This is a genomic window from Mesorhizobium sp. M0633, assembly GCF_040320645.1.
Taxonomy (GTDB): Bacteria; Pseudomonadota; Alphaproteobacteria; order Rhizobiales; family Rhizobiaceae; genus Mesorhizobium.
The window spans coordinates 1-3,477 of the sequence record NZ_JAMYQC010000091.1; the positions used below are offsets into that span (position 1 = coordinate 1).

General features: G+C 62.9%; 3 protein-coding genes and 1 pseudogene. All 4 read left to right on the forward strand.

All coding sequences use genetic code 11. The features are described from left to right. Positions 1 to 411 (forward strand): annotated as a pseudogene (locus NKI47_RS34625) (transporter substrate-binding domain-containing protein); the annotation flags it as partial. Between the two features lie 66 nt (positions 412 to 477). After that, positions 478 to 1,593: an amino acid ABC transporter permease gene (locus NKI47_RS34630; protein WP_352596278.1), complete on the forward strand. Its 1,116-nt coding sequence runs from the start codon at positions 478 to 480 to the stop codon at positions 1,591 to 1,593. A gap of 3 nt (positions 1,594 to 1,596) precedes the next feature. Further along, positions 1,597 to 2,688 (forward strand): amino acid ABC transporter permease, encoded by a 1,092-nt coding sequence (locus tag NKI47_RS34635; RefSeq protein ID WP_352596280.1) that lies wholly within the window; start codon positions 1,597 to 1,599, stop codon positions 2,686 to 2,688. Positions 2,689 to 2,699: 11 nt separating this feature from the next. Next, positions 2,700 to 3,477, forward strand: a 778-nt coding sequence (locus NKI47_RS34640; RefSeq protein ID WP_352596283.1) for an amino acid ABC transporter ATP-binding protein, incomplete at its 3' end; no start/stop codon positions are given.

The following is a 3,477-nucleotide window of genomic DNA, read 5'->3' on the forward strand; positions in this document are numbered from 1 at the left end:
CGTGCCTCGGTGGCCAAGAACCCGGACGACTACGACATCATCCGGGTCGGCAGGGCCGCCGAACCCAATGGAGTCGCGGTCGCCCGGGGTGACGATCAGCTTTTCGACGTCGTGCGTTGGACACTCAATGCGCTGTTCTGGGCCGAGGCCAACGGCATCACCTCGCAAAACGTCGATGAAAAGCTTGCCTCGGGCAGTCCGGAAGTCAAACGCGTGCTGGGTGAGGAGCCCGGTTTCGGCAAGCCGCTCGGATTGGACGACAAGTGGGCCTACAACGTCATCAAACAAATGGGCAACTACGCCGAGATCTGGGATCGCAATCTCGGCAAGGACAGCCCGCTGAAGGTCGAGCGCGGCCTGAACGCGTTGTGGAAGGACGGCGGCCTCAACTATCCTTTCCCTTGGGATTGAGCTGCATGAAGGGGACGCGCCCGCCGTTCCCTTTCCCTGCCAACGCCGCGAACCGTCGAGGTCGAAATGCTGAGCGACGCCAGGACCAGATCGATCATCATCCAGTGTGCCCTGGTGGCCGTGGCTGCCGCCTTCGCTGCCCTGCTCGTCAGCACGACTTTCGCCAATCTCAGGGCACGCGGCATACCGATCGGCTTCGATTTCCTGACGATGCCGTCAAGGATCGTCATCTCCGAAGCAATCCTCACTTACAAGTCGCGCGACCCCTATTACTGGGCGATCGCGACCGGGCTCGCCAATACGGTCTTCATCTCCGCGCTCGTCATCGTCTTTTCATCCGCGCTCGGCCTCGTCGTCGGCATCACCCGGCTGAGCAGCAATCCCCTGGCGGCGGGCACCTGCCGCGTATGGGTGGAGGTTGCACGCAATTCACCGCCGATCGTGCTTCTGATCTTTCTCTACTCGCTGTGGTGGAAGGTGCTGCCGCCGGTCGGCGAAGCGCTCAATCCGCTGCCAGGCGTTTACGCCTCCATGCGCGGCTTTGTGGTGCCGGCCGTCAGCATGGACGTCGCCACCGCGGGAATGCTCGTCATTGCTCTCGCCCTGGCACTGGCGGCCGCTGGCTGGGCGGCGGCGAGAAGAGGATGGCTGCCACCGCTGACCGCGCCGGCGATCCTCGCGGTTGGCATTGCCGGGCTCTGGCTTGCCGATGCGAAGTTCTCCGTCGACTGGCCGACCTTCACTGGGTCGAACTTCAAAGGCGGCAAGGACCTGACGCCCGAGCTCAGCACCATCCTCATCGGGCTGACCATCTACACCACCGGCTTCGTCGCCGAGATCGTGCGTGGGGGCGTGCTTTCGGTCGGCCGCGGTCAGTGGGATGCAGGTCATTCGCTCGGCCTGCCACGCGGCAAAATATTGCGTCTGATCATCATTCCGCAGATGCTGCGGGTGATCGTCCCGCCGCTCAACAGCCAATACATCAACGTCGTCAAGAATTCGACGCTGGCGATCGCGGTCGGCTATCCGGACTTCCTTGCGGTTATGAACACCATCATCAGCAAGTCCAGCCATTCGATCGAGGGCGTATTCATCATCCTCGGCGTCTATCTCGCCCTCAACCTGAGCCTCTCGAGCGCGGCCAATTGGTACAACCGTCGCATCGCCATCGTGGAGCGCTGAACCATGAAGGCCCTGTCTCTTCCCCTTCCGGCCGAGCCAATGCCAGGACAGATCCGCTTCGGCGCTTTGCGGCGGTCAGCCATGCTCCTGTTCGGCACGCCACTCAATGCCGTCCTGACGCTGTTGTTCGGCGTTCTGCTCGTCGCCACGGTACCGCCGATGCTGCGCTGGCTGGTAATCGACGCCGTGCTGTTCGACCCCAGTCCACGCGCGTGCCGGGTGGCCGCCGGAGCGTGCTGGAGCTTCATCTACGCCAAGTCCGGGCAGTTGCTGTTCGGCATCTATCCGCTCGACGAACGCTGGCGCCCCGCCATCGTCTGCGTGCTTATCCTGGCGCTGCTTGCCTGGTCGGTGCGGCCCGCCAGCTGGGCGCCGCGGCTGGCAGCGCTCTGGATGGCGGCGCTCGTGTTGATCTTCTGGCTGATGGCCGGCGGTTTCGGCCTAGCCGAGGTTCCGACCTCGTCCTGGGGCGGCCTGCCGGTGACACTCATCCTCACCGTCGTTGCGATCGGCGTCGCCTTCCCCGTCGGCATCCTCCTGGCGCTGGCCAGGCGCTCGACCATGCCCATCATACGCATCGGCGCTGTGGTCCTGATAGAATCGGTGCGCGGACTACCGCTCTTGTCCATCCTGTTCGTGGCATCGATCATGATGCCGCTGTTCCTGCCCGAGGCCCTCTTGCCTGACAAGTTCGTGCGCGCGCTGGTCGCCCTCACCATCTTCGCCGCGGCTTATCTCGCCGAGGTGATCCGCGGCGGCCTGCAGGCCATTCCGAATGGCCAGTACGAGGCCGCGGCTGCGGTTGGCCTGCCCTTCTGGCGCACTCAATATCTGGTGATCCTGCCGCAGGCGATCCGGGTGGCGATCCCGGCGCTGGCCAACACGATCATCGTCATGATCAAGAACACCAGCCTTGTCCTGGTGGTCGGCCTGTTCGACCTGATCAGCTCCGGTAAAGCGGCGCTGGCCGACCCGGACTGGCCATCGCCAGCGGCCGAGACGTTCCTGTTTATCGGGGCGATCTTCTTCGCACTCTCATTCTCATTCGCCCGCTTCGCCGACTTCCTGGAGCGGCGCGGCCCAACCGCTCACTAGGAAATGTTGTGATGTTGTCGTCCGCCGCCAAGCGCGTTCCGCCCATGACCGATCCCAATGATCCGCCGGCAATCGAAATGACCGGGATGAACAAGTGGTACGGGAACTTCCATGTGCTGAAGGACATCGACTTGACAGTCCTTCGCGGCGAAAAGCTGGTGATCTGCGGGCCCTCGGGCTCGGGCAAGTCGACCATGATCCGTTGCATCAACCGGCTGGAGGAGCACCAGCAGGGACAGATCGTCGTCGACGGCGTCGAACTCACCAATGATTTGAAGAAGATAGACCTAATTCGCCGCGACATCGGCATGGTGTTCCAGCATTTCAACCTGTTCCCGCACCTGACCATTCTGGAGAACCTGACGCTGGCGCCGATCTGGGTGCGCAGGATGCGGCGCGCACAAGCCGAGCAGACCGCCATGCATTATCTGGAACGGGTGAAGATTCCGGACCAGGCGCACAAATATCCCGGCCAGCTTTCAGGCGGTCAGCAGCAGCGGGTTGCGATCGCGCGTGCGCTCTGTATGAGCCCGAAAATCATGCTCTTCGACGAGCCGACGTCGGCACTCGATCCGGAAATGGTCAAAGAAGTGCTCGACACGATGGTCGCGCTGGCTGGGGATGGCATGACCATGCTGTGTGTCACGCACGAGATGGGATTTGCCCGCCAGGTCGCCGACCGCGTCGTCTTCATGGACCAGGGCGAGATCGTTGAGATGAACACGCCCTCGGAATTCTTCTCGCATCCGCGTCACCGGCGCAGCAAACTGTTCCTTGCCCAGATCCTGA